1 protein-coding gene is annotated in these 545 nt (G+C 50.5%); it reads right to left on the bottom strand.

Annotated elements, in window-relative coordinates; translation table 11 throughout:
* Nucleotides 1–143 precede the first annotated feature (143 nt).
* On the bottom strand, nt 144–500 hold the full coding sequence (locus EYQ35_00795; protein HIF62683.1) for an ATP-binding cassette domain-containing protein: 357 nt from the start codon (nt 498–500) through the stop codon (nt 144–146).
* Between the last annotated feature and the right edge of the window lie 45 nt (nt 501–545).

The following is a 545-nucleotide window of genomic DNA, read 5'->3' as shown; positions in this document are numbered from 1 at the left end:
CACCAACAACGTGTTTATCTCCGCGGAAAAACCACTGGATGCGCTCAAGTGCGCACTAGCCAATCCGTAGATCAGGGCTGGAATTATAAGCAGGTTAAACCGGAGAACGAGCCACCGATGGAGGATCAACAAGTACGAACGCATCAACCCAATTCAACTGTGTTCTGGACGAATGGGTAGTTTTGGGGGAAGTGAGTTGCGACCAGCATGCTCAGCCCGTTATCCCGTATTTCCCGATGCAACGTCCGACTCAGTTGCGACGAAAAATCTATGTCCAAACCGTTTTCGGGTTCATCTAGCAGAAGGAGCTTCGGTTTCTTTATTAACGCCGTAAAGAGCGCCCAACGCTGGCGCTCGCCGTGAGATAGGTCTTTCCCTTTCCGCAACAAAAGGGGCCCTATTGCAAATTCTTCTGTAAGCTCGCTGAGACGGGGATCTTTAGCGAGCCCTGGATAGAATGAAATAATATGATTGAGCTGCCGTCCCATAACCTCGCCCATAAGAAGGCAGGGGGAATCAAAAGCGCTGCTTATATGGGGACGATG

Source organism: Candidatus Binatota bacterium (genome assembly GCA_012960245.1).
GTDB lineage: Bacteria > Desulfobacterota > Binatia > UBA1149 > UBA1149 > UBA1149.
This window is presented reverse-complemented; position numbering and strand designations above follow the sequence as displayed.

Bases quoted from the DNA above. Each gene is read 5' to 3' on its own strand.
- EYQ35_00795 (HIF62683.1), bottom strand. From the start codon at position 500: ATGGGCGAGGTTATGGGACGGCAGCTCAATCATATTATTTCATTCTAT.